Origin of the sequence: Echinicola soli, from assembly GCF_006575665.1 — a bacterium.
Lineage (GTDB): Bacteria > Bacteroidota > Bacteroidia > Cytophagales > Cyclobacteriaceae > Echinicola > Echinicola soli.
Genome location: NZ_CP041253.1, coordinates 4836479 through 4861827 on the forward strand (window position 1 = coordinate 4836479; position 25349 = coordinate 4861827).

Genomic DNA, 25349 nt, shown 5'->3' on the forward strand with positions numbered 1-25349 from the left:
CCGCCCCCAACTTCCCCGCTTACCCTTGATCCCTCGATCCTCTGTACAACGGACCAAGTAATATTTCTGGGGGATGAGAGATTTCCAGGTGGTTTTGGTAAGCATATTTCTCTTTAATTTAGCAATAGTAATGTGTAGATTATGAAATCAGTATAAATCCGTCATTGCGAATGCAGAGCAACGGAGTGAAGCAATCTCGTTTTCTTAATACGGGATTGCCACGTTCCCGATAGCTCGGGACAGGCTATACTTCCTCGCTATGACGGTATTTTAAATCGCGTTTATTATAAAAAATCAGCGCAAATCTTATTAATATGTACCATCTGCGTGCTATCGGAACCAACCCTAATCCCCCAACTTTTTCACTTGACCCAATACAACCTGAAGGGACAAAACCACAAATCAAAAAGAGGCGTCCCAAAACGCCTCTCAAATTGGTGCCCAATCTGGCATTTGGCTAAAGCTGGTTTTGCTTGCAGAGCCAGATCAGGACTTAAAATCTTTTGGATAGTTAAGCTTGTACTAACATAACGTCTTCGTGCCCTCCATAGTCTTAAAGATTAGGTAAAATAAACCACTCCCTAATCCTGCTGAATGTGTTCTTTCATAATGGATGGTGACGGTATAAAACGCTTCAAATGTCCTTGGTAGATTTTCCTCAGCTTAACCATTATCGCTGGGGGTTCCTGGTTTAAATTTTACCTTTCAAAAGGTCATGTTCCAGTTTATTGATCAACGAGATTTCATAGTCCTTGGCCGGTTCAGCGCTATAGAAAGACTTGGTGATAAAATAAGCCTTCTTAAGACCTTTTCCCATTGCATGGAGCATATTACGATAGTTTTATAACATCATTCTTATACCACTCTCTTTCAGCTCCCTAAAATAGGTAAAATATCACCCCCATGCAACATTTATTTCAAGGTATATTTACGCCAGTCATTTTCAAAAAAGTAGGATACGGGTCCATATACGGTACCAAGCAGGCACTGACCTGATTGGACTGAAATGTGCCAGGCCACCAAGCTATCCCCAGGACGCCCATTCCTCCTTCATACGTGGATGTTTTACGCTCAAAAAGTAGCCTTGCCAAACCATCGTTTTCTTTTTGAGTAAGCCAAGGATTATTATAACTAGTAAAAATCACCAGCTTATTTTCTACAGATTCCAATTCTTTCAGTGTTTCGAAATCCTACCCACACTCCAATTCGGCTCTTCCACTACATCACCAAAATTTTCCCGCTTACTTATGTCTATTAATCTTTTTGCCAAATGGGAGAAAGTTATCATAAATCCCAACGGTCTTCCTTTGGGTAAATCATCCCTTCCTTCCAGAGTTCTTGATAGACCGCCTGCTTTCCGGTTAGATCCTCTTCCAAAAATGCTTGGACAAACCTGATAAATACAGGATGATTTCGATAATGCGGCAACCCATGCCCGTCATTGAACAGGAAAAAATCACCGTCTTGGTAGTGGGCGGCCAAGACCTGATCTACCCGCTGATCCGCTAAACTGTCTGTGACACCGGAAAAAACCACTGATTTCCCCTCAAAATCAGCCACCTGATCATAATGAATCCCTTTTACCTGAAATGGGTGTCGAGCATATTCTGCCATTACAGGTACCGACTTCTCGCCAATCCATCCTGTATTTTTTGGTGAATGCACCTCCTTACCATCCATCCCTTGCAAAGCATACAGGTGCTCGAAGCAGCGAATTGCCAAGGCAACGTTTTCTGCTTTTCCATGATTCTCTTCTGTATTAACGGGCAAATATTCATCAGGAGTCTTTTTAATAGTAATCCCCATGGAATGCTGCAGCTCCAGGAGCAAAGGATCAATGCTTATGGCACCATGGACACGTTTGGGATATTTAGCCATATACCGGTGCAATAGCTCTGCCGAAGACGACACCCCAAATAAGCTTACCTTATTCCCCTTGGCCACGACCTCCCGGACAGCCTCCAGGTCATTGACCAATTGGACCGAATTGAACACCTGATAGGCCATTGACCAGTCGATTTTACCTTTCCGCCATAGGTTCTCCCCAAAGTTTGGCTGCTGCTCCCTCCCCATGACGGTGACGACATTGAACTTCAGGCGAAGGGGATCGGGCCAAGCATCACCACCACTGTAAAAGGTGAGGGCATCTGACACTACCAGCACGGTATTTTTCTCTGGATCATAAGGTGTTTCGAAGGTATAATAAATCCTCCCCCAGCCCCATTCGGGCTTACCGTAGACGAAGGGTACCTCTATCGCATGGTATTCTTTTGGGGCATTCAAAGCCAAGCTAAGCGACCAAAAAATCATTAAAAATTTCATACTGTAAAGAAATTGATTTTCCTCAAAAACCTGTATTTCACTCTCTTAAAATTCGTTAAACTAATCTATATCACCATCTCCACAGATCAGCAGGAATTTCCAGTCTGATTTTTTAACTTTGTTTCTTAACCTAAATACGCTGACCATGGACCTTAGTGATTTTAAAAACAGCCTTTCCCAGAGCCATCCACCCGCTGGCATCAGCATCATGCTAGAAGCCCTCTGGTATGATGGCAAAGACAACTGGAACCATGCACATGACCTGGTCAATGATCTGAAAGGACAAGATGTCGCTTACGTACATGCTTACCTCCATCGCAAAGAAGGTGATGACTGGAATGCTTCTTACTGGTACCGAAACGCTGGCAAACCTAAACCTTCCTGTAGCTTGGAAGAAGAATGGGAAAATATAACGAAGCATTTTTTACAGATATAGCGTGTTTCCAACTGTATAAAATTACTTTTTACCGTATTTTAATGTTTTTAAACCAATAAACAGTTTTTTCTAACATAAATCAGTATTGGAGCTGGTTTGGGCCTATCAAAATAGGGATAGCGTTCAATAATTTTACCTTATCAATTCAATGTCCCATGAAGATCCCTGCTGAACTGATCGATAAATCTGATGTAGCTGTACCAAGGTACACCAGCTACCCCACCCTCCCCTTTTGGGAAGTGCCTTTGTACGAAATAGCTGCTGCGCATTTGACCACAGAATAAAAAACTAAAAATCTCGAACCTTTGTCTTTAGCAAAACCCGAAATATGCATAGCCTATCTACGCCGCGGCGCACAAGTGTTGCGACCTGAAATTGCTTCAACATCGGCCGCTATGCTTTAGTTTTCTGCATTACCTGGCGGCCAAACAGGGCAATGCTGAAACCGGACCAAGCAATATTTCTGGGAGATGAGAGATTTCCAGGTGGTTTTGGTAAGCATATTTCTCTTTAATTTAGCAATAGGAATACGTTCTCCAGCATAAAAAATCAGCACAAACCTTATTAATCTGCACCATCTGCGTGCTATCGAAACCAACCCTAATCCCCCAACTTTTTCACTTGGCCCTAAAACCTTCAAACTAACTGATTTTTGGTTTTTATGACTAATTTATAGTGCATTGGTCCATCATACCCAAAAGCCCCTTCAGGAATTTTTCTATCCATGTCAAGTTTAAAAAAATATCATTAATATTGCAGTCAAATGATAAGGTCGTTATTCTACATATGGCTTTCGATGATTATAGTACTGAACAGTATGATCTTTTCAGTCATCCAGATGGATTACGTCCTCAATAAGGAATATATAGCAGAAAACCTTTGTATCAATAGGGATAAGCCAGAGATGCACTGTGATGGGAAATGTTTTTTGGCCGAAAAGCTTAAAGAAGCCCAAGACCAAAAAGAGCAACAACCTGGCGGCATAGATTTTAGTCGGGACTTCGGCATCTATATTTTACAAGAAAACCATTTTGGGTTTCAGGGACTCAAAATTCCCAATAATTTGCCCATTGCATTTTACCAAGGGGGAAATTGTTTTCATACCTCTACGGACATTTTTCATCCTCCGAAAAACAACAGTTTACTTATCGCTTAAAAGAAATACGCATAGGTTTTGCCAACCTTCATGGCATGCCCTGCCTTCTGGAAAAGGCTTTATCATGCGTGATGAGCGTGCTTTATTTCAAAAAATGTATTAACAAGAGTGCTTGTCCCAGTAAATGGGTGCAGTGATTTTCTGTATCAACATAGAAAAACAGGACGGCCATGCGCTGTCCTTAGGCCATTTATGTAGTGCGCCATTTGCATTACAGGCTTTTCTGAACAGAATCATGATGCCACTGGGACAGTCTCTGCATATCCTATTTGATTATGCGATACCCGCACCTATTTTATTTGGGAATAATATTCGTATGTGGTTTGCAATGGGCATGTGGGAATGGAGAGGAAGAACAACCTTCTCCCCAAAACCCCAGCCTTTCGCTTCAGCATCCCGAGTACTTCCCCAATGACGTGCCCATGCCATCTGACAATCCCCTGACCGAAAAAGGCGTGGAACTTGGGCGCATGTTGTTCTATGAAAAACAACTGTCCATAGACAGGACAATCTCCTGTGCTTCTTGCCACCAGCAGGAAAAGGCATTCACAGATGGTAAAAAAATAAGCACCGGCATCCATGATACTCCGGGTGATAAAAATGCCATGTCCCTGGCTAACCTGCACTGGACTTCTCGTTTTTTTTGGGATGGAAGGGCCGCTACCTTGGAAGAACAGGCACTACAGCCAATCGAGGATCATCGGGAAATGAACCTGCCACTGGATCAGGCTGTAGCACGCCTTCAGGCCGATGAACAGTATCCTGAACGATTTAAGGTGGCATTTGGCACCGATCAAATTACCGAAGAGCTGATCGGAAAAGCCATTGCCCAATTCATGAGGACATTGGTTTCCGGCGATTCGAAATTTGACCGATGGATCAGGAGTGAAGTGGAGTTCACCGAACAGGAGCAGCTCGGAATGGAGTTGTTCTTCACCCATCCAGAGCCTTCCCTGCAGATTCGTGGCGGCAACTGCGGTGACTGTCACCTCGGTTTTCTGACCTCAGGAGACAGGAACAACCTATTGGGCTTTCACAACAATGGACTGGACATTGACCAAGACCTCGAAGAAGGCCTCGCCGCCGTGACAGGAAACTCCAGGGACAAAGGAAAATTCAAAGCACCAACACTCCGTAATATTGCTTTGACAGCTCCCTATATGCATGATGGGCGTTTTGGGACGCTGAAAGAGGTGCTGGAGCATTATGACCAACATATCCAAATGAACAGCACGCTGGATATCCTCATTATGGAAGCCAGCAATGAGGATATCCTATCAGGAAAAGCCATTAAGCTTCATTTAACAGATAGTGAAAAGGAGGCCATTATCACTTTTCTCCACACGTTAACAGACGAAAAATTTATTAACAATCCGAAATTTTCGGATCCATTTAACTAAGCAATTGACATGAAAAAAATAGCAATAATAGTATTGACGGTTTGGACTCTTACAGCCTGCAACGACCGAGAGGAAACACCTTCCGGCATGGCCGTAAGCTTTAGCTTTTCCCATGTACTGGATGGAAATCCACTTGAGCTGGAAGGCGACGCTTTCACGTTGCCTTCAGGGGAGAGCTTCACTCCGCGAAAATTTAAATATTATATCTCAAACATCACCTTCAAGAACAGCATCTCTGGCAGCAGTTATACCGTATCAGATGGCTACTTTCTTATCGACGAGGCAGGAAAGAAAAAATTCAGCGTGGAAATTCCTTCTGACGATTATGATGCGCTCACCTTTTATGTGGGGATCGACAAGGCACGAAACTTATCCACTGACCAAGTGGGCGACTTGGATCCGAGCAACGATATGGCCTGGAACTGGAACACCGGGTATAAATTTCTGGTGCTGGAAGGGGAATGGGAATATGAGTCTGATGAACGACATGGCCTGGTTGTACATATTGGCAGTAATGACCCTGAAAGCGAACAAAATTTCAAGGCCATCAATTTTGACCTCGCTTCAGCCGGGCAATCCTTGGGTTCTGAAGCAGTAGTCCAGCTTGACTTCCAAGCGGAACTGAACGAACTATTTATGGATCCCAACGAGCTTATTCTTCACGAGCTGGAAAACACCAGTATTAAGGGCGGAAAATGGGCCGTCAATATTGCCAATAATTATCAAGAAGGGTTCTTTACACTCCAGTAACGTGTTTTACCAATTTGAAAAAGGCAATTACATATCGACTGCTCCTCCCTCTATGCCTGAAAATACTGTTGGTAGGCTGTCTTCCGGACGCTGCGGATAATCAAGGGAAATCACCGGACTATTTCAGCCCTGTGGTTTCCCCCAGCCTTCTTCAGGAGGATTTTCCCCAACCAGCTAGAAACCCCATGAGCAAACAAGGGGTATTGCTGGGAAAGACCTTGTTTTATGATCATGGCTTGTCAGCCAATGGTAAAGTGAATTGCGCAAGCTGTCATTTGCCCCAATTGGCTTTCAGTGACGGAGTTAGTCTTAGTGATCAAGGGGTATCGGGTAAAATGCTCCACAGGCACTCTCCCGCCCTTTTCAACATGACCTGGCACAAAGGACTGTTTTGGGATGGGGGATCGACCAATTTGGAATCGCTGGTCTTTGGTCCGCTGACCCATCCAGATGAAATGGGGGCAGACTTAAATGAAGTCATCCATTATTTACGTGGTAACCAGGACTATTCCGAGCTGTTTAAGGCAGCTTTTAAGACGGATACCATCACCAGTGCATTCATCAGCCGGGCTTTGGCCCAATTTGTCAGAACGCTCATTTCCCAGGACAGTCGGTATGACCAATGGCAGAGGAAAGAAACGGATTTTAATCCACAAGAAATCAGCGGTTATCAACTGTACCAAAAGCACTGCAACAGCTGTCACCAGGAGGGCTTATTTACCGATCTTCAGTACCACAATAATGGCCTGGATGCGACATACCCCGATCCAGACGAACTGGAAGAGCTGTTGCTCGGCCGCTACCGGATTTCTTTTGACGACCAGGACTTAGGTGCCTATAAAACCCCTTCCCTGAGAAATATATACCTGACGGCTCCTTACATGCATGATGGGAGGTTCGAAACGCTGGAAGAGGTACTCGATCATTATGAAAACGGTATCCAACGTAATGGGAGCTTAGCTCCTGAACTGGAAAACGGGATCAATTTGACCAATCAGCAGCGAGAAGACCTATTGGCTTTCCTTGCGACCCTGACCGACCACACATTTATCAACAATAAAGCTTACCAAAAGTAAGCCCAGAAAAATGAGAAAAAAGCTATTCATCTTATTCATAATAATATTATCACTCCCCTTGCTATCAAACGAGGCCAAAGCCTGTGACAGCTGCAATTTCTTCGAATATAGCCTATTGCAAAACAGGAGCTATATTGGATTGTTTTACAGACATCGACAGTTTGGTGGATATGACCAATACGGCTACTCCTCTCCCAGCCCAGGAACCGCTTTGGTCACCAGTAAGCTACCTGCTGGATTTGAAAATGGAGTTGTTGCCAAATACACCCCCAATGCTCGTAAAGCCGCCTCTCCATCGATCGATCAGGACTTAATAGTGATGCACGAGCCAGAAGGCACGGGGCTGTATGTCAATAAAACCGATCAGGACTGGGAAACCTATGAAACCGTAGAGCTCAGGGGAAATTTTACCTGGAAGAACAAGTGGAACTTTACCTTTATCCTCCCTTTTGAATCCAATAGGATACACTACCAAAAAATGTTGGACCTGCCCAACCCCGTTCAGGATACGACTTTGACCGTGCATGGCTGGGGGGACATGACTGTGGCCGCAGATTACATCCATTATATTTATAATACCAAAGCCCGCCATACCTTTAGGCCAGGATTGGCCATTGTCGTTCCTACTGGCCAATCAAACAAGGTAGCTTCAAATAATAGTCCATTTGATCCGATCATCCAACCTGGAACCGGATCCTGGAGCTATGTCGCCCGGTTCAATTACCAATTGTTCTATACCAAAACCGGCCTAAATACCGGATTCAGCTACAAGCAATCCACCGAAGGGGCCCAAAACTACCAGTTCGGAAGTAGTTTTAATGCCTCAGCTATTGGCTTTCACCAAATATCCCTCCAAGATGACTGGATGCTCATACCCAATGCCGGTGCCTATTACGAACAATCCCATAAGGATACCTGGACGGATGAAAAGCAACAGCTTACCGGTGGAAAAGTAGTCTTTGCCCAAGCGGGACTAGACGTAAATAGACAAGAATGGACTCTCAGTTTGATGTGGCAAACACCAGTGTACCAAGACCTGAACGGCAACCAAATCCACCATCAAAACCGGATCAGTATTGGTTTTATCAAAGCTTTTAAACTATAAATCAGGAACCCACCTTGAAGCTAGCGTTTTTTGCATTAGCAGTGAAGCTCTCCGGTAATCACCGGGCAACTTTTTCTGTTGAATAAATAAAAAAGGGGAAAGCCAGTAGCTTTCCCCTTTTCACCTTTTACATTAACCCTTATATAAATACTAATCATTACAAAGCGATCTGAAATTGCATTACGGCCATTCCTTTACGCTCATCAGTGACATAATTCCCTTCACTGGCTGCCGCAAAGATGGGACGGCTCTGATAACTCAGGGACAGTTTAACCCGATTCCCATCGATCAGCCAGTTGACGCCCCCATCATACATGGCCATGGGATCATCCAACAGGTCAAAATTGGAATATTGGCTGCTGATATAAGGCTGCAGTGTGCCTGCTTTTCCAAATAAGTCCCTTCTAAACAGGTACCCAAACTGCGCATAAAACGTATTCCCTGTGCCAATGGTCGGAAAGGCACTTCCCGGACCATTGAGTGTTCCTTCAGCATTGACTCCGGTGGCAGGATTCATCGCACCGATATTTCTGAGGTAATTTTTTCCATAATCGCTATACGTATAAGCTGCGTAGGCTGTAATAGCGTTTCCTTTGCTGGGATCTATGGGTCGATCATAGAATGCATCAATGGCAAAAATCCCCAGATTGGTCCTCACTGTATCGGTGGTATTATCTGCATAATGCCACATCGCATCCTTCTGGGCCATAAAGCCTGCACCAATGTTAAACACACTTTTGGTTCCCAAATAAGATCCCGCTTGGTAGGGTGTCGTGTTGGATTCCTTGTCCAAAAACATGTATTTAAAATAACCATGGTACTGGGCATATCCTATTTCTGAAGTAAACAGGGAATTTTCATCAATCACCGGCTCCTGGACAGAAGACGGTTCGATGGACATGGGTTTGGACACGGCCATTCGGTAATCCAGTTTCCCCAATTGCCCCTTGGCATAGATACTTAGCTTACGGACAAATTGATCATTCACGTCATTGGTGGCCTGCTGGTACAGCGGGGCATCCAAAGAAAGGATCGAACCAATAGAAGGTGACGAATAACGGGACACACCGTTCCACCCTGTCAGACCGGCACCGATGGACAATTTTTCTTTGGCCACTTTATATTCCCCAATCGCGTCCAGGAAAAAAATCCCCTGCTTTCGCGGTGACCGGTAGGACAAATTGTTTTGACCAAATTGTGTATAAAAAAACACCTTGTCTGTCAACTGGCCAAAAACCTGTATACGCGTCCTTCTCAGTCCAATGTCCATGATCTGGTCATCAGGGGTGCCATAAACTTCGGAGCCTGGGTTGGCCTGTGTGTAGCGTAGCCAAATCTGATTAAGAAATGTCCCTTTCACATAATGACTACCATCATCATTGAGGTCAAAGCGCAATTCCTTTTTCTTTGGTGTAACAGAAGGTGAAGTTTGTGCCCAAGTAGTAATGGAAAAGGTAATAAAAAAGGCAAAACAAACACTAAAGTACTTCATGATAATTAATAAAATTTAAATTGGGATACTGTTAAGCTTATTCCTACGGAATAAAAGGCCATTCATCCATCATTTGCTTATTTTTTATGTAAAACAAGTATTAATGTTTATGAACGGTAACACTCATCATTAATAGAATAGAAACCGTCAATATTCGATAAACCTTACGAAAAGCACATATCTATTATTTAGTCAAAGCTAATTTTTTTTTTATATATATTTAATATTTAATTTCGCTAATAGTAAATAAAAATTTAGCACCTATACAAACAAGCATGAAACAATTAACAACGATCATATTGCTTTTACTGGCTACCCACAGTCATGCCCAAAGGACCGGAGAGATTTCCGGAACGGTTATGAACGCTGTACAGGCATCGGTCTATGCTTCCATTCAAGTAGTGGGCACTGACCTTGGCTCATCCACTGCAGCAGACGGATCATACAAAATCGATAACGTTCCAGCTGGCGCCACCACCATAAAAGTAAAACTTTTGGGCTATCAAACCGCCCAAAAAACCGTCATCGTAGTCGCAGGACAAAGTATAAAAGTAGATTTTCAACTAAAAGAGGATAACTTAAACCTCAATGAAGTGGTCATCAGTGCCACCCGTTATGAACTGGACCGAAAGGAAGCTCCAGTTGTGGTCAATGTCCTTAGTCCCAAACTGTTTAATGCCATCCAGTCCGTATCCTTGTCTGAAGGTTTAAATTATCAGCCTGGGGTCCGGGTAGAAACCAATTGCCAGAACTGTGGCTTTACCCAGGTCAGACTGAATGGTTTAGAAGGTGCCTATTCCCAGATCTTGATCAATAGCCGCTCGGTGTTCAGTTCGTTAAACAGTGTTTATGGCCTTGACCAAATCCCCACCAATATCATCGAACGCGTGGAAATCGTGCGGGGTGGCGGATCTGCCCTTTTTGGTTCCAATGCCATAGGCGGTACCATTAACATTATCACCAAAGAACCCGTAGAAAATACTTGGCAAATCGGATCCAACTTTTCCCTTATCGATGGTACTACTTCGGACAATTCCCTCAATTTCAATGGATCTCTCACCAGTGAAGACCTTGGCTCAGGAGTTACCTTTCACGGCCTATACCGCCAGCGCGGCAGCTACGATGCCAATGGAGACGGTTTCACCGAAATCACGCATTTAGAAAACAACACTTTTGGCATGAAAGCGTTCTTGAAACCAGGTGAACACAGCAAGATAAGTTTGGACTTCAGTGCCATCAAAGAGTACCGCCGAGGTGGAGACCACTTAGATATCCCTCCGCATTTTACCGACATTACCGAAGAGCTTACCCACAATACCATCATTGGTGGATTGACCTATGAGCTGTACAGCAAAGACCACAAAAATCATTTCTCCACCTATATGTCTGGTCAAAAAACAATCAGGGACAGTTATTATGGCGGCTTAGGAGGAGGGCGAACCACTGCTGACAGCACATTGGCTGCCAATGCATATGGTAAAACCAATGACGTATCGCTGGTGGCCGGAAGCCAATTTTCCAGAAATTTCACCAATAACGACGTCGTTATTTTTGGAGCTGAATATCAGTTAAGCGATGTGGAAGACGAGATCAAAGGCTACCAGCGCCTTATTGACCAATCTGTCAATACCATTGGGGTTTATGGCCAGTATGAATGGCGCCCTAATGACAGGCTCACTGCGCTAATGGGAGGTAGATTTGACCATACCATGGTCGATGGCCACTACGAGCTGTCTTCCATCTCCCGCTCTACCAATGTGTCAACGGGCGTATTCAGCCCACGTGCCAATATCCTTTATGATATAAGAGAATATCTTCAATTCCGGATTGGCTACGCTCGTGGATTCCGGGCTCCACAGGCCTTTAATGAAGACCTTCATATCTCCTCTGTTGGTGGGGAGCCTACCTTTGTGATTCTTTCGGATGACCTGAAAACAGAACTCTCCGATGCATTTACCACTTCCCTAAATTTCACCAAAACCATCGGTGACCTGCAATTTAGCTTCTTGGCAGAAGGTTTTTATACCGTGCTAAAACGGCCATTTACTACGGTCAGCACAGGGGCTACACTTCCTAACGGATCCATTCTGGAAGAAGTCAGAAATGGAACCGGTGCCTTGGTTCGAGGAGGGAATTTTGAACTGAATCTCTCTCCTTCCTCCAAGGTGACCGTACAAACGGGAGGAACCTTGCAGCAGTCGACATATAATGAGCCACAGGTCCTCTTCGAACCTGAAGGGGAAAACGAAAATGAACCAACCGTAACTACTGATGAGTTTCTTCGTTCCCCAAATGCTTACGGCTATCTCTCTACCAATTTCGCCTTGACCGAGCATTTGGGACTGGACCTGACCGGTGCTTATACCGGCTCCATGATAGTACCGCATGTAGTGAGCGAATCGGGTTTTATTGACTTGATAGACAGCCAACAGTTTTTTGATGCCAATATCAAGCTGGCTTACCACTTTGACCTCATCAGCGGTTTTCATATGGAGCTTTCGGCGGGTGTCCAAAATGTCTTTAATAGCTACCAGAATGATTTTGACACAGGTGCTTTGCGGGATTCCAATTATATTTATGGACCTTCCAGACCAAGAACGCTTTTCTTCGGTGTGAAAATTGGTGATTTCCATTGAGATGGGAAGTGTTGAATATTTAGGGATTGAAAAGTACTAGCTAATCGATATTTCACCTATAGTTATGAAAACATTATTGCTCCGGTTTATTGTGATGACGGGTATATTTACCTGTCATCACACTACCTCTTCAGGACAAGAAAAGATCAACTGGTTAACTTTTGAGCAATTGGAAGATTCGCTTCAAAAAAAACCAAAAAAAGTATTTGTTGATTTTTACACCGACTGGTGTACCTATTGTAAAAAAATGGACAAAAAGGTATTCACCCATCCCGAGGTCATCTCCGTCATAAACTCGGCCTACTATGCGGTCAAGATGGATGCAGAAAGCAGGGATACTATTCGTTTTGATGGCCACCTCCTGGTCAATCACCAAGCTACCGATAAGCGACCTGGCATCCATGACATGGCCCTGTTACTTGGCAGTCGGAATGGGGAGTTCATCCCCCCTTCCCTCATCCTGCTGGACGAGCAGTTTAAGGTCATCGATCGGAAATTTGAGTACCTCTACAGTGAAAGGCTGTTAAAGTGGCTGCGACAATCGCCCTAATCGCAACTTTCCGCTACCAACCCCTACTTTCCATGATCCATTGAACATCCGGGAAGTTGCTTTACAAAACACTAGAAAGTATTCCCCCTTACCAATCTACCCTGTTTCCTCCCAATGACTTTGACCCGAAATCAATCCGGGCCCAACAGCATTCACATTTTTTTTAGGCAAAATGAAACTTTTTACCATAAATACATGTATATACATTAAATTCATTTACATTTAATTTAAACGTCTTAGGAGGCACTATGAAAGATACAGCAGTAAAAAAAATCAGGCAACTTGGATTCCAGTGGCAAACACAAGACCCCTTTCTGTTTTGCGCATATCACTTGGACGAATTTCCAGAAGGAAACGATGACCTAGGACCAAAAGCTTCTTTGGAAGGTCGAAATATTGGTCAGGACTTTACCATCAAGGACGGATGGAGAATGTACCATGGAAGCAAGGTACCCGGCTTTCCTGCCCACCCCCATAAAGGCTTTGAAACAGTTACTTTGGTGGAACGTGGATTTGCGGATCATTCGGATTCATTGGGAGCAGCAGGAAGATTTGGCCAGGGTGACGTGCAGTGGATGACCGCCGGTAAGGGTGTCATGCACAGCGAGATGTTCCCATTGCTGAACAAAGAGGAAAAGAACCCATTGCTGTTGTTCCAGCTATGGCTAAACCTGCCCAAAGCAAAGAAAAATGTTCCTGCCCATTTCAAAATGCTCTGGGGAGAGACCATTCCGGTGCATACCGAAAAGGATGAAAATGGTAATCAAATCAGCATCAAAGTGGTCGCGGGACAATATGCAGAGGCCAAGGCTCCTTCTCCCAACCCTGATTCCTGGGCAGCGGATCCTGAAAACCATGTGGCCATTTGGACCATAAAATTGGCTCCCAATGCCAAATGGACCTTACCAGCCACGGCGGAAGGCATTAATCGCTCCCTATTCTTCTACAAAGGAGAAAAACTGGAGGCAGAAGGCTTTGAGGTGCCAGAGGGACATTCATTGGACCTGTTTTCTGAAAAGGAAATCACCTTTGTGAATGGAAATCAACCTGCAGAGTTGCTTTTCCTCCAAGGAAAACCCATCAATGAACCAGTGGTGCAGCATGGGCCGTTCGTCATGAACAGTACACAGGAAATCCACCAGGCCATGACGGAATTTCAGCAGACCCAATTTGGAGGCTGGCCGTGGCCAAACCATGAGCCGACACATGCCAAAGAAAAAGGACGCTTTGCCATCCATGCTGATGGACGCGAAGAAGTAAAAGGCTAATATAAATATTCATTCCGGCGACAGGAGCGCTTTCCTAGAAATAAGGGACCTTTCCTTCGCCGGAATGTCCTTTTAATCCTTTTTCCCAAAATCACTATTGCTTAAAAATTCCTTCAAACTACTTTTCAGCTGCTTCTCGGCCGCTTTACCTACATTTCTTTTACTAAAGTTCAATCCAGGCAGGTTAATGACCTCATCAAAGCCACTCTTTATGCCTTCCTTCTCCCCTCCTGAAGTAATCAAAATAGACTTTTTCCCTTGTTTTATAGCCAGTTGCAACAGCTCGTAACTTCCTTTCCCAGAGGATGACTGATGGTCAAACTTCCCTTCTCCCGTGATCACCCAATCTGCCCACCTTACCTTTTGCTCCATCCCTACCTGTTCAAAAAAATAGTGGGCACCCTGCTTGATTTCCACCGGAAAAAAAGCACTTAGCCCTAAGGCAATCCCTCCTGCCGCCCCAAAGCCCGGTTGATCCTTTAATGCTCTATTTCCTTTGGCATTCATCAATTCAAAAACCCTTTCCGCGGCTTGTTCGTGCGCCTGTTGGTCGTCGCCCTTCAAGCCCTTTTGAGGGCCAAAGACCGGAACGGCTCCTTGATTTCCAAAAAAGGTATTGTCCACGTCGCACAAGCAGGTAAAACGGATACTGTGCCTTTTGGGCGGTCGCTGGATATAGGCCACCTTTGACAGAAAACCAGGGCTGAACATCGGGATTTCACGCCCCTGAGCGTCTAAAAACAAATACCCAAACGCACGTAAAATCCCAGTTCCCATATCTACTGTGGCACTTCCTCCAAGTCCTAGGATGATGTGGTCAACACCTTGCCTAATCGCCTCCAAGACCAATAGCCCAGTCCCATAGCTACTGGTCACCTTCGCATTCACTTCATAAGCCTCCAGTCCATCAAGCCCACTTAACGTGGACACATCGACCAAAGCTTCTTTATGACTTTTATTCAAAAAAATTGAACCTTGTTTAATGTTACCAATCGCGTTTAGGCCTATCACTGGTATCTCATTTAATTTCAACTGTTTACCGAGTAGAAAGCAAGTACCATCACCTCCATCAGCAATAGGACACAATTGGAAGTTGGCTTGGTGGAAATGCTCGTCCAAGGTTTCCTTGATCAGTGCTGCCGCCCGATCAGCGGAGATGGTTCCTTTGAAAGCATTGGGAGCTATCAGGATATTCATGGGTGGTAAATTTGGTTATTCTATTATAATCATCCGACTTGGCTTAGATGGACTCGCATACAACTATCGCGTCTCTAGTCCTCCATCAGAAACTCTTCAAAATTATCCTGATGGATTATTTGAAACGTACTTTCTGGGTATGTTTTCAAGAAACTGTTAGGTCGTTTTACCTTAGCATTAGGGTTCCATTTGAATTCATAAGCTTGTATTTTCCTTCCTGATTCTTCAATAAAATCAATTTCCTTTTGGTCCTTGGTACGCCAATACCAATAATTCACCCATTTACCAGAATAGTGCAAAAATTTAATTCGTTCAGAGACTAAGAAGTTTTCCCAAAGCGCTCCCACATCATTGCGTTTCTCTGGCTGGTTGAGGTTTGCGATGAGGGCATTACGAATGCCATTATCATAAAAATAGATCTTTTTTCGACTTTTGAGTTCATTTCGAATATTTCTGCTAAAGGATCCTAATTTAAACACGATGTAAGCTTGTTCTAACAAATGGATGTATTTATCCACCGTTTTGGAATCCAAGCCACAAATCTGTCCTAGCTCATTATAGGACACGGGGGATCCCACCTGATAGGCCAAAGCTTGAAGCAATTTCACAAGTTTCTCTGACTTTTGAATACTGTCCATTGCCAAAATATCCTTGTACAAATAGCTATCAGATAATTGTTTTAGTATTTGTTTCTCATTTCCTGTATGCTTTACCACATCTGGGTAATAGCCGAAAACCATTCTATGTGAAATTAGCCGCTTTTCTTCCAGCAATCCATGATGGAGGACCATCTCTGCAAAGGATAGAGGATACATCTGATACTCCCACTTCCGCCCCCGTAAGAGGTTCATTTACTTTATTTGCCAGTTCAAATGATGAACTTCCAGTAGCTACCAGTTGAACTTTTGGGAGATAATCAGTAATTAGTTTTAACCTTAGCCCTATATCCTGTATGCGTTGGGCCTCATCAACCACTACAACTTTGTGACTACCGATGATTGCTTTCATCCTGGTGGCGGAAGCACTAGAAAAAAGCTATTGAACGTCCAACTCATCTCCATTTAACCACAATACTTCCTCTTGACCTTTAAATATATCTCGGAGCAAAGTGGTCTACCCTACTTGCCTAGCCCCCATTATTATAACTGCCTTTCCCTTATAAAGTCGTTGAATAAGGGTTTTTTCAAGTATTCGACGTATCATAAAAGGTCTTTATATAAACCTAATAATAAGACTTTTTTGGATTTCATTCCGTAAAAGTCGAATAAATAAACCTCCTATGACAAGTTTTATAAGGTATTTTTTTCCTTCATCCGTTTAAAATAATCCTTGGTGGCCGCCCTTACTTTTGGTGAAAGGTATATGGCTGAAATCATGGTCGGGAAGGCCATCACGGCGTACATGCCATCTACAAAACTCATCACGACCTTTAGCGAAACTACTGCCCCGGCAACAATGGTCAACAGATAGAAATAGTTGTAATAATCCGCCTTGTCCGCTCCAAAGAGGTAGTTAAAGCACTTGTGGCCATAGTAGCTGTAGGTAAACATGGTGGACAGCGCAAAGACCAGTACCGCAGCCATCAAGAAATATTTACCTACTACTGGAATCCCGCTCTGAAAAGCCGAAAGGGTCATCAGCACGCCATCTTTTTCGCCCGTTTCCCACACTCCGGTCACCATAATGGTCATGGCCGTAAGCGTGCACACCACAATGGTATCGATAAATGGGCCCAGCATCGCAATCAGCCCCTCTCGCACAGGCTCTTCATTTTTAGAGGCACCATGGACCATGGGAGCAGTACCGATTCCTGCCTCGTTGCTGAAAGCTGCTCGCCGGGCACCTGTGATGATCACCGCTCCGACGGAGCCTCCCAAAACCGCTTCTCCTGAGAAAGCATCTTCGACGATAAACAGAAAAGAAGGAATGATCTGGCCACTGAATTTAAACAAAATGATCATTACACTGATAAAGTAAAGGGTGACCATAAAAGGCACCAACTTCGAGGCTACAGCCGCTATCCGCTGTATACCGCCCAAAATTACCGTGGCGACCAAAAGCATCATCGAAATGCCCAAAACCCATCGTGTAGTGACACCATAATCCAAGCCAAATGGTTTTAAGAGTACTACACGGATCACATCAGTCAATTGGTTGGCCTGGAAGATGGCCAAAAGTCCCATGATGCCAGCAACACAAAAGATCACTGACAGAAAGCGCCACTTCTTGCCCATCCCCTCTTCAATCACATACATGGGGCCTCCCTGGATATGGCCCGAGCTGTCTTTGCCACGGTACATAATGGCCAGTGTACAGGTAAAGTATTTGGTCGCCATACCGACAAATGCCGACACCCACATCCAGAATATAGCTCCGGGACCGCCCGTTCCGATGGCCAAAGCCACCCCACTGATATTGCCCAGCCCCACTGTCGCGGCTATGGCTGAAGAGAGTGCTTGGAAAGAGGTGATGTCCCCTTTGGCATTGGGGTCATCGTATTTGCCGCCTACCACCTTCATGGCATGAGCAAAACCCCTGAAAGGAATTATTCCAGAATATAAAAACAACAATGTACCTCCTCCCAAAAGCAGGTACAGCAATGGCCATCCCCAAATCCAGTTACTAAAATCAATGATCAGTTGCCCCATAGTTTACGTTTGATTCATGCTATGCAGTCCTGCTTTTTCCTTAAAGCAAAACTAAAAAGTGAATATTACCACCATTTTCCCGCTTATCCAAACGACTTCGCCTTGCTGATTTACTTATTGCTCACGGATTTCACTGATTCTCACGGATTTTATAGTTTAGGGGAATAATAATTTTTAAAAATATCCGGAAACCTTGCTATTTTTGGTACCGCTTTGTAAAATGTCCATATGATCCATCAAAAGGCCAATACCATCGTTATCAAAATAGGCTCCAATGTCCTCACCCAGGCCAATGGTATCCCTGACACCATGCGCATGAAAGCCTTGGTGCGACAAATGGTTTACCTCCGTGAGCAAGGCCAGGAAATCGTCCTTATCACTTCCGGTGCTGTGGCTTTTGGGAGGAAATCTACAATTTTTGAGAAAAAAACCGATGCGGTCGTCCAGAAGCAGATATTCGCTGCAGTTGGCCAAATCGAGTTGATCAAGAACTACAAGCAGCTTTTTTTGGAGCACAACACGCCGATTGCGCAGATCATGGTGACCAAGAGCGATTTCAGGGACAGAAAGCACTACCTGAACATGAAAAATTGTCTGGAAGGGCTCCTGAAAAACAATATCATTCCAGTAATCAACGAGAATGACACCGTTTCGGTGACCGAATTGATGTTTACCGATAATGATGAACTGGCGGGACTGGTGGCCGCCATGCTGGATGCCAACAACCTGATTATCCTTAGCAATGTCGATGGGATATTCAAGGGCCATCCCAATGATCCCGAAGCCGAGCTGATCGAAAAAGTAGGCTCAAAAGCTCCATCCATGGCCAATTATATTTCTTCTTCCAAAAGTTCCTTTGGCCGTGGCGGGATGCTCACAAAGATGAACATGGCCAAGAAATCAGCCGATCTGGGTATCGGTGTCACCATTGCCAATGGCAAACGGGAAGATGTGCTTATCGATTATTACCACAATAGGTTGCGGTGTACCTATTTCGAACCGGCCAAGGCCAAACAAAGCCCCAAAAAGTGGATCGCACACAGTGAGCACTATTCCAAAGGGGAAGTCATCATCAACGCTGGTGCCGAAAATGCCCTGCGATCCGATAAAATAACCAGTCTGCTCCCCATTGGGGTACTTGAGATCCGGGGAAATTTCACCAAAGGTGAAATTATCCGTATCCAATCGGAAGACGGCCGTAAAGTTGGCCTTGGCAAGGCCGCCTATGGTGCCAAAGTGGCTGCCGAAAAACAAGGAATGAGCAATCAAAAACCCATTGTCCACTACGACTATCTCTACCTCTATCAGGATAGCTGAGCCGATAGACATAAAATTATTGGTATAAACCATTTATATGGTTAAAAAGGATCGCAAACAAATGAAGCTGGTTTTTTTAAGATGATAAGGATTTTTCAATTTGTCCTGATGCTTTATACACCTAAAGATAATATCCTGGCTAGGTAAAACACCCGTGGTTAAGAAAAATAACGGTTAATGCTGTTATTCCCTTCGATTCACTGTACTTTTAAACATTGCTTAGTCATTCGGTGCAAGCACACATCAAAAGGAAAAATTAACCATTTCAAAAATACAATCATCATGAACACAGACCACACGCAATTCGTCAGAGCTGAGGAACAAAATAATGTATGGCTGTCCAAGAAAAATGATCAAACCGCTACCTTTTCGGATCATGGCATTACCCCCACGGTCCTTGAAAGTGAGGCTGAGGTCGGCCAAGCCATGTTAAATGAGCTTTACGCCACCGCAAAAGGAAAAGATGGTGATATTAATATTGCCTTGCTTGGTGGTAGAGGTGCTCAGGAATTACATCGTTTGTTAGGAAAGTTGGCGGAATCGGGAGCAAAAGATGAGCTTCTCTCCCGGCTGAATGTATTTACGCAAGATGCGCTGGCACCAATGGGCATGGCCAATGGCTTTAGTTTTGTCAGGGATTTTGAGCGCATTTTGGGCGATGCATTTTTCAAAAAAATAAAGAGCTTTACGCCCATGCAAACCGATACGGAGGACTTGGAATCCGCCCTAGTTGACTACCTTAATAAGCTGGAAGCACTGGGTGGTCTGGACATCTTTTTTATTGGCCATGGGCCAGAAGAAAACCAAGCATCCCACTTGGCCTATATCAAGCCATTTTCCGGAGCAAAACCCCAGCATCTGGCCGGTTTGATCCCCATTTCCAGTAGTATTTTGGAGCATCATATCAGCAAGTTCAAAGCTGGTGGAAGCGTGGTGAACGAAAACGAAGAAAAGGAATGCCGGTCTGCGGAGTACATTCTCACCTTGGGCCCTGCAGCAATCTTGCAAGCCAAAAAGGTGGTTCAATCTGTAGTAGACGCCGATTCTGCACCCGCCAAAGTCCAAACCTACGCCAAGGTGCTCAACACGTCCATAAGTACCGACAAAGAGGAAGCGCTGCAACAGCTGAATGCCAACCCGGGCTTATGGATCAGGCTAAACGCAAACACGAAATCCTTTGTATTGCCTAATTTGGGAGTGTAAATAGAGATAAATGCTATTTTCAGTTGATCACGAATCAAATTGAAGATTAAAGACCATGTTATCCTTTGTCTTTCGGATTGCCAAATCCAAGCATTTGCCAGGTGCCAAAATTACTTTGTTATAACAAAACCGCTCTCCCATCAATTGAACTCCGGAACCAGGTAAAACGGAGCATCCAGTCCTTCCCAATCACTCTATCACCACACCCACACCTATTTTTTCCAACAAATACGGATTGTGGTCGATCACGAGGATGTCATTGGCTTGGCTAAGATTTTGGAGGATATCAAATAGCAGATCGATATCCGCATAGTGCAGGCCGGTGCTCGGCTCGTCCAAAATCAAGAGCTGGCCCTGGGTCTTGCCATTAAGCCAATTGAGCAACAGCAAGCGCTGTTTTTCTCCCGAAGAGAGGGATTTTACTGTTTGCTCCAAGCTCAGATGGGCCAAGCCTATGGCTTCCAGTTGCTGGACAAACTGCTGCCTCGAACTAGCCATATCCTGATCGGCCAGCCAAGTTTGCAATTCGGTAAGCGATAGGGCCAATACCTCCGCGATATGAAGCCCTCCCACTTGATATTCCAATAAATGGGCCTGATACCGTCGTCCATGACAAAGCTCACATTTTTCGATATGGTTGGCAGCAACATCTAGGCTGGTGGAGACCACGCCAGTTCCCTTGCAGTTTGGGCATTGACTGGATTTGTTTTTATAGGAAAAGTCCTTCGCCTTCAAGCCTGTCTCGTTTGCAAAGATTTTGCTAATGTCTTTTAAGAGGTCCAAATACGCAACCAACAAGGTACTGTTATGGGCATACAGCTTTTTTGGCTCGAAATATTGGGCACCGCTATATGGCTTGGGACAAGTAATGGCGGCACAATTTACCGGATGACCTTGAACGATGCTCGGTATCAGAATGTCTTTCACCAAGGTAGTCTTTCCGATTCCCGACTTACCCGTAACGGCTGTAATTCCGCCAACAGGTACTTCTAATGCTTCCTTGACCAGCGTATGCCTGGCCAGGTGCCGTAATGATATAGCCACCTCTCCTGCTTCCAAGGCAATGGGATGAGTGGGCTGCTTTAAAAATGGATGGCAATCCGGCGTTTTCAAAAATGCCTCTGGGCTACCATCAAAGGTGAGATAGCCACCATGCTTCCCGGCTTTCGGGCCAATCTCCACCAAATTATCTGCAGCCATTATGATTTCTTTGTTGTGCTCGATCACGATTACTGTATTTCCCTTCATCACCAATTCCTTCAAAATATGTACTAAGTCGGGAATATTATCCGCCGATAAGCCCGCAGAAGGCTCATCCAGCAAATAGGTAATGCCCTTTAGCGGACTGTTGAGCTGCTTGATCAGGGCCACTCGCTGCTGCTCTCCCCCGCTCAAGGTAGTCGACTTTCGGTTGAGTTGAAGATGGTCGATATGCAATTGGCTTGCCCGTTTAAGTGTATTGGCCAAATGCGCCCTAACGCTTTCGATCAGCTGTCGGTCAATGGTTTCAGTAGCCCCTGATGCACCTAACCAGCGGTCAAGACCTCTGAAATCCATGGATTTCAGTGTATGGACGGATTGACCGCCAATCATTACTTCAAGCCGCTCAGGTTTTAGCCCACTCCCCTGACAGTGACTGCACTTTGTGTATGAAAGCAGTGCTTTGAGCGGCTGGTATTTGTTCTTTCGGGTCAAAAAATACTCATCCATCAGGTACTTGAAAAGACCGCTCCACTTCATCTTTACCTGCTGGGTACCTTCCCGTGTTTTGGTTTTAAACTTCCAGGTCGCCTCCCATGTTCTTTCTTCCACTCCCTTGAACACAACCTCCTTTTGAACAGCAGTCAACTCCCTAAAAGGAGTGGTCAGATCAAAGCCATATTCCCTTCCGACTTCTCCCAAAATGGCCATGTACTGTCCACTGGCCTGGCCATAATAAGCCAAGGATTTGTGATGCTCAAACAGCCCTTCAGCGATGCTTAAATTTTCATCCAACACGATTTTATCGAGATCGGGGAGCAATTCCTGCCCCATCCCATCACAGACTACGCATTTCCCCAATTCATGGTTACTGGAAAAATGACTTGCTGACCATTCCAGTCCCGTGTATTGGGCCTTTCTGGAAAAGGCAAAACGCAAGGTTTTATCAAAATCCGTTTGCTGGGCAATGTCCGATCGCTCGGAGAAGTTCCTCTCCTTTCGGGTAATGCAAATACTCGGGGTAAGGCCTTCGATATAATCCACTTCCAACTGAAAATTCACGCCCACTCTCGATTGCTGATAGCTTGAAAATTGCTTGGTCATTTCCTGCAAGCCATATCCGTGCAAAGTATCAATGACCAGGGAAGATTTTCCCGAACCGGAAATCCCCGTGACCACCGACAAATACCCCTTGGGGAATTCCAAGCTGATGTCTTTTAGGGCATGCGTACGGGCTCCTCTGATGGCAATGACATCTTGGTCCTGTACCGGTGGCAGCTTGTCTTCGGACAACTGAGGGCGTAAGGCATTGTCCACTAATATATCACATTCGGATTGGAAAAGCGGGTGATTTTCGAAACACACAATCCCCGCCGTTTGCTCTTTTAGCTGGTTCAGGGCATCCATTAATTGCTGGACATTCTGCTGATGCAGCCCTATACTCGGTTCCTCCAAGAGCAAAACTGTCTTTTTGGAGGGCTTCGCAAAATGCTTGGTCAACTTAATGCGTTGGGCTTCACCGCCTGACAAGGTATTGGAGGGCTGCCCCAGCTTAATGTATCCCAGTCCCAACTGGAGCATCAAGGCCAATATCTCCGCCAGTTTCTTTTCTTCTGCAAAAAAGTCTGCTGCTTCCTTGATACTCAAATCATAGATCTCCGCAATATTTTTACTATTCCAATGTACTTTTAGCACATCGGGTGTAAACCGCTTGCCTTGACAGACAGGACAAACTTGATTGATATTTCCCATCACGCTCATGGAGAGGGTGATCACCCCCGCTCCCTCACAGTTGGAACAGCGGCCGGTTTTATTGTTAAATGAAAAAGCACCTTTTGCCAATTTCAAGGCTTTTGCCTCTGGGGTTTTGGCCAGCAAATCCCGAATTTTATCCGCCAGCCCAGTATAGGTGGAAGGATTGCTTCGTGGTGTTTTCCCTATCGGCTGGTCGGTTACCGTAAGCAAGTTCAGGTCATGCTCTTCACCGTAAGTGGAAATCCGCTCGAGTACCGCACTTGTTTTTCTACTGACCACGGACAAGGTTTTGGCCTCGGGCTGAAAGTTAGCTACCCGCTTGTGGGCCACTTGCTTTTTAGCCTGATTACCAGCATCCTGAATCGCAGTCAACGTTGGACTTTCAAGTCCTTTTGCTTGTAGAAATTTCCGTGTGATTCCGTTAAAAATGATTTTTCCCCCTTCTATTCCTGCCTTTGGTCCCAGCTCCACGATCCAATCTGCCGATCGGATAAAATGGAGGTCGTGCTCCACCACCATCACGGTATTTCCCCTGTTGATCAATCGATCAAAAATATGGCGAAGATGCTGTTGATAAGCGGACGGCAAACCTATCGAGGGCTCATCAAAAACGTATAATATGCCTTGCAAGTTGCTATTGACCTGCTTGATCAATTTTATGCGCTGTCCATCACCTGAGGAAATGTCCATGCTGGATGTGCTCAGCTGGTAATGCTCCATCCCCAGCCGGATAAGGTCCAGCAGTTGCGTACACAGCTTATCGACCAATACTTTTTCCCCACCAAATAAGGATTGTGCTTGAAGGCGATCATACAATTGCTGTAAGGGAAGGTCCATCCACTCCCGAAAGTTCAATCCCTTCCATCGATACTTCAGGTGCTCGGGTTTTATCCGTGCTCCTTGACAGGTCGGGCATATTTTGGAGCTCACAAAGCGTAAGATGCTGACATTCCTATCGAGTCTCAGAATATCGGACATGATGGGAATAATCCCTCTGTAATAGCCTTCCTCGCGTGGTTTGGCCTTGAATCCTTCCCACCTGAGGCGCGACTCCAGACTGTGCTTTCCGTAATAGACTTTGATGCGGTTACTCCCATAAAGGATCACTTCCTGCTGTTCGGGGCTGAGCTCCTTCCAAGGAATATCCACCGAAAAACCATGTGCCGCACACACCTTGTTCAACTCCTCCACCGTTACCTGCGAATAGACAATGTAACCATTGGGCAAGGTGGTGGTAATGGCACCTTCCCGCAAAGTTTTGTTTTCGTCACCCACCAATTTATCGATATCGATGTACTCCGCCTCACCAATGCCACGACAGTTGTCACAGGCTCCCTTTGGGTGGTTAAAAGAAAAAAGCGACTTGCTCATGGTCTCCTCCCCTGCAAAGCGTGCAAACAACACCCGAAACAGCGGTGTCAACTCCGAAAGGGTCCCAAACGTAGCACTGATGGACTGAAAGCGCTTGGACTGCTCCACCTTGATCACCGGAGGCAAATCGGCGATACTGTCCACCTCTGCGGTAGGAATCGCTTGTGCATTTTGCTGGTTATAAGCCGGCAGGCTCTCCAAAAAATATCGATATCCTTCATTGGCTATCACCCCCATGGCCAAGGACGATTTCCCTGACCCCGATAAACCGGTCACTACGATCAGCTGATTTTCGGGAATATCCAATGAAACGTTCTTGAGGTTATTTTGGTAGGCGTTCGTAATGCGCATGTAACGTTAAACTTTCGTATGAAGGGTCAACTATAGAAAACAAAAAGAGGCTGTCCCATAAGTTAAAAACGCTGTCTGACGACAGAGCCTGTTTCGACAGATCTGAAAAGAATCCC

At 45.0% G+C, this 25349-nt stretch carries 20 protein-coding genes; 12 read left to right on the forward strand and 8 right to left on the reverse strand.

Annotated elements, in window-relative coordinates:
* Positions 1-691: 691 nt before the first annotated feature.
* Both FKX85_RS21520 and FKX85_RS18845 read right to left on the reverse strand, forming a co-directional pair.
* The gene (locus tag FKX85_RS21520; RefSeq protein WP_168196290.1) at positions 692-829 is read right to left on the reverse strand and encodes a hypothetical protein; all 138 of its coding nucleotides are present in this window, start codon (positions 827-829) and stop codon (positions 692-694) included.
* A 455-nt stretch (positions 830-1284) separates the two neighbouring features.
* A complete protein-coding gene (locus FKX85_RS18845; RefSeq protein WP_141616206.1) occupies positions 1285-2322 on the reverse strand; it encodes a hypothetical protein in 1038 nt (345 codons plus the stop codon).
* A gap of 118 nt (positions 2323-2440) precedes the next feature.
* Here FKX85_RS18845 and FKX85_RS18850 point away from each other — a divergent pair, with 118 nt between their 5' ends.
* The 7 genes from FKX85_RS18850 (at position 2441) to FKX85_RS18875 (ending at position 8245) form a co-directional block, all read left to right on the forward strand.
* Positions 2441-2758, forward strand: coding sequence for a hypothetical protein (locus FKX85_RS18850; protein ID WP_317130649.1), 318 nt, complete (start codon positions 2441-2443; stop codon positions 2756-2758).
* Positions 2759-2913: 155 nt separating this feature from the next.
* A complete protein-coding gene (locus tag FKX85_RS21800) occupies positions 2914-3042 on the forward strand; it encodes a hypothetical protein (protein WP_262711615.1) in 129 nt (42 codons plus the stop codon).
* Positions 3043-3554: 512 nt separating this feature from the next.
* Positions 3555-3914 carry a hypothetical protein gene (locus FKX85_RS18855; RefSeq protein WP_229239682.1) on the forward strand — a complete coding sequence of 120 codons (360 nt, stop codon included), beginning with the start codon at positions 3555-3557 and terminating at the stop codon, positions 3912-3914.
* 275 nt (positions 3915-4189) lie between these two features.
* Positions 4190-5314, forward strand: coding sequence for a cytochrome-c peroxidase (locus FKX85_RS18860; RefSeq protein ID WP_141616208.1), 1125 nt, complete (start codon positions 4190-4192; stop codon positions 5312-5314).
* Positions 5315-5323: 9 nt separating this feature from the next.
* On the forward strand, positions 5324-6064 hold the full coding sequence (locus FKX85_RS18865) for an MbnP family protein (RefSeq protein ID WP_141616209.1): 741 nt from the start codon (positions 5324-5326) through the stop codon (positions 6062-6064).
* A 14-nt stretch (positions 6065-6078) separates the two neighbouring features.
* Positions 6079-7140, forward strand: a complete 1062-nt coding sequence (locus tag FKX85_RS18870) for a cytochrome-c peroxidase (protein WP_141616210.1) — start codon at positions 6079-6081, stop codon at positions 7138-7140.
* Between the two features lie 58 nt (positions 7141-7198).
* The gene (locus tag FKX85_RS18875; protein WP_229239683.1) at positions 7199-8245 is read left to right on the forward strand and encodes a hypothetical protein; all 1047 of its coding nucleotides are present in this window, start codon (positions 7199-7201) and stop codon (positions 8243-8245) included.
* Positions 8246-8402: 157 nt separating this feature from the next.
* On the opposite strand, the gene FKX85_RS18880 is transcribed toward FKX85_RS18875, so the two are convergent.
* Positions 8403-9737 (reverse strand): hypothetical protein, encoded by a 1335-nt coding sequence (locus tag FKX85_RS18880; RefSeq protein ID WP_141616212.1) that lies wholly within the window; start codon positions 9735-9737, stop codon positions 8403-8405.
* A gap of 275 nt (positions 9738-10012) precedes the next feature.
* On the opposite strand from FKX85_RS18880, the gene FKX85_RS18885 reads away from it, so the two are divergent.
* The 3 genes from FKX85_RS18885 to FKX85_RS18895 all read left to right on the forward strand — a co-directional run bounded on the left by FKX85_RS18885 (position 10013) and on the right by FKX85_RS18895 (position 14191).
* Positions 10013-12373, forward strand: coding sequence for a TonB-dependent receptor (locus tag FKX85_RS18885; RefSeq protein WP_141616213.1), 2361 nt, complete (start codon positions 10013-10015; stop codon positions 12371-12373).
* A 64-nt stretch (positions 12374-12437) separates the two neighbouring features.
* Positions 12438-12923, forward strand: coding sequence for a thioredoxin family protein (locus FKX85_RS18890; RefSeq protein WP_141616214.1), 486 nt, complete (start codon positions 12438-12440; stop codon positions 12921-12923).
* A gap of 248 nt (positions 12924-13171) precedes the next feature.
* Positions 13172-14191 (forward strand): pirin family protein, encoded by a 1020-nt coding sequence (locus FKX85_RS18895; protein WP_141616215.1) that lies wholly within the window; start codon positions 13172-13174, stop codon positions 14189-14191.
* Between the two features lie 72 nt (positions 14192-14263).
* On the opposite strand, the gene FKX85_RS18900 is transcribed toward FKX85_RS18895, so the two are convergent.
* The 4 genes from FKX85_RS18900 to FKX85_RS18910 form a co-directional block, all read right to left on the reverse strand.
* A complete protein-coding gene (locus FKX85_RS18900; protein ID WP_141616216.1) occupies positions 14264-15388 on the reverse strand; it encodes a glycerate kinase in 1125 nt (374 codons plus the stop codon).
* A gap of 74 nt (positions 15389-15462) precedes the next feature.
* Positions 15463-16239, reverse strand: a complete 777-nt coding sequence (locus tag FKX85_RS18905; protein WP_317130650.1) for an ATP-binding protein — start codon at positions 16237-16239, stop codon at positions 15463-15465.
* Entirely contained in the window at positions 16130-16396 is a 267-nt protein-coding gene (locus FKX85_RS21820) for an AAA family ATPase (protein ID WP_317130651.1), read from the reverse strand. Before FKX85_RS21820 ends, FKX85_RS18905 begins: the two co-directional genes overlap by 110 nt.
* A 281-nt stretch (positions 16397-16677) precedes the next feature.
* A complete protein-coding gene (locus FKX85_RS18910; RefSeq protein WP_141616217.1) occupies positions 16678-18036 on the reverse strand; it encodes an alanine/glycine:cation symporter family protein in 1359 nt (452 codons plus the stop codon).
* Positions 18037-18264: 228 nt separating this feature from the next.
* On the opposite strand from FKX85_RS18910, the gene proB reads away from it, so the two are divergent.
* Together proB and FKX85_RS18920 are read left to right on the forward strand one after the other, a co-directional pair.
* Positions 18265-19353 (forward strand): glutamate 5-kinase, encoded by a 1089-nt coding sequence (proB, locus tag FKX85_RS18915; protein WP_141616218.1) that lies wholly within the window; start codon positions 18265-18267, stop codon positions 19351-19353.
* 282 nt (positions 19354-19635) lie between these two features.
* A complete protein-coding gene (locus FKX85_RS18920; RefSeq protein WP_141616219.1) occupies positions 19636-20556 on the forward strand; it encodes a hypothetical protein in 921 nt (306 codons plus the stop codon).
* A 189-nt stretch (positions 20557-20745) separates the two neighbouring features.
* Here FKX85_RS18920 and FKX85_RS18925 read toward each other — a convergent pair whose 3' ends face one another.
* Positions 20746-25233 (reverse strand): ATP-binding cassette domain-containing protein, encoded by a 4488-nt coding sequence (locus FKX85_RS18925; protein WP_141616220.1) that lies wholly within the window; start codon positions 25231-25233, stop codon positions 20746-20748.
* Positions 25234-25349 lie beyond the last annotated feature (116 nt).

Bases quoted from the DNA above. Each gene is read 5' to 3' on its own strand.
- FKX85_RS18885 (WP_141616213.1), top strand. From the start codon at position 10,013: ATGAAACAATTAACAACGATCATATTGCTTTTACTGGCTACCCACAGT.
- FKX85_RS18855 (WP_229239682.1), top strand. From the start codon at position 3,555: ATGATTATAGTACTGAACAGTATGATCTTTTCAGTCATCCAGATGGAT.
- FKX85_RS18910 (WP_141616217.1), bottom strand. From the start codon at position 18,036: ATGGGGCAACTGATCATTGATTTTAGTAACTGGATTTGGGGATGGCCA.
- FKX85_RS18905 (WP_317130650.1), bottom strand. From the start codon at position 16,239: ATGAACCTCTTACGGGGGCGGAAGTGGGAGTATCAGATGTATCCTCTA.
- FKX85_RS18895 (WP_141616215.1), top strand. From the start codon at position 13,172: ATGAAAGATACAGCAGTAAAAAAAATCAGGCAACTTGGATTCCAGTGG.
- FKX85_RS18845 (WP_141616206.1), bottom strand. From the start codon at position 2,322: ATGAAATTTTTAATGATTTTTTGGTCGCTTAGCTTGGCTTTGAATGCC.
- FKX85_RS18925 (WP_141616220.1), bottom strand. From the start codon at position 25,233: ATGCGCATTACGAACGCCTACCAAAATAACCTCAAGAACGTTTCATTG.
- FKX85_RS18865 (WP_141616209.1), top strand. From the start codon at position 5,324: ATGAAAAAAATAGCAATAATAGTATTGACGGTTTGGACTCTTACAGCC.
- FKX85_RS18900 (WP_141616216.1), bottom strand. From the start codon at position 15,388: ATGAATATCCTGATAGCTCCCAATGCTTTCAAAGGAACCATCTCCGCT.
- FKX85_RS18920 (WP_141616219.1), top strand. From the start codon at position 19,636: ATGAACACAGACCACACGCAATTCGTCAGAGCTGAGGAACAAAATAAT.
- proB (WP_141616218.1), top strand. From the start codon at position 18,265: ATGATCCATCAAAAGGCCAATACCATCGTTATCAAAATAGGCTCCAAT.
- FKX85_RS18880 (WP_141616212.1), bottom strand. From the start codon at position 9,737: ATGAAGTACTTTAGTGTTTGTTTTGCCTTTTTTATTACCTTTTCCATT.
- FKX85_RS21820 (WP_317130651.1), bottom strand. From the start codon at position 16,396: ATGAAAGCAATCATCGGTAGTCACAAAGTTGTAGTGGTTGATGAGGCC.
- FKX85_RS18860 (WP_141616208.1), top strand. From the start codon at position 4,190: ATGCGATACCCGCACCTATTTTATTTGGGAATAATATTCGTATGTGGT.
- FKX85_RS18890 (WP_141616214.1), top strand. From the start codon at position 12,438: ATGAAAACATTATTGCTCCGGTTTATTGTGATGACGGGTATATTTACC.
- FKX85_RS21520 (WP_168196290.1), bottom strand. From the start codon at position 829: ATGCTCCATGCAATGGGAAAAGGTCTTAAGAAGGCTTATTTTATCACC.
- FKX85_RS21800 (WP_262711615.1), top strand. From the start codon at position 2,914: ATGAAGATCCCTGCTGAACTGATCGATAAATCTGATGTAGCTGTACCA.